This is a genomic window from Gordonia sp. OPL2, assembly GCF_003797825.1.
Classification (GTDB): domain Bacteria; phylum Actinomycetota; class Actinomycetes; order Mycobacteriales; family Mycobacteriaceae; genus Gordonia.
The window spans coordinates 1-441 of sequence record NZ_RKME01000088.1; the positions used below are offsets into that span (position 1 = coordinate 1).

The 441-nt window shown below is 68.0% G+C and carries 1 pseudogene; it reads right to left on the minus strand.

Annotated elements, in window-relative coordinates:
* A pseudogene (locus EEB19_RS26405) lies at positions 1 to 441 on the minus strand (hypothetical protein); the annotation flags it as partial.

Here is a 441-nt window from a genome sequence, read left to right on the forward strand (position 1 = left end):
CGGTCGCGCGGATGTCCTCGTTGGCGAACATCGCCTTGGCATAGCGCAGGCGGCCGAACTTCACCGCCCACTCGTACACCGGGTTCTTGTGCTTGCGGTACATGCCGGACAGGTCGACGTAGTCGCACAGCAGGCGTCCGCACATTTCCAGGGTCATGAAGTGGCCTGAGACCAGCAGCACGCCGCGGCCTTCAGCCTCCATCTGCCGCAGGTGTTCCAGGCCTTCGATCCGTACCTGCGGGCGGATGCGGTCGATGCTGCCCCACCAGGCGCGGATGCACTCGAACACGCCCACGCCCAGCGCATCGAAACTGTCGCGCACCAGGCGCTGGCGCCAGGCTTCGTCCTTCTCGGGGAAGCACAGCTGCAGGTTGACTTCGGCGGCGCGGCGGCGGCTGCCGAGCAGGCGCCAGGTGATCCAGCCGACGCCCCGGCCCAGCG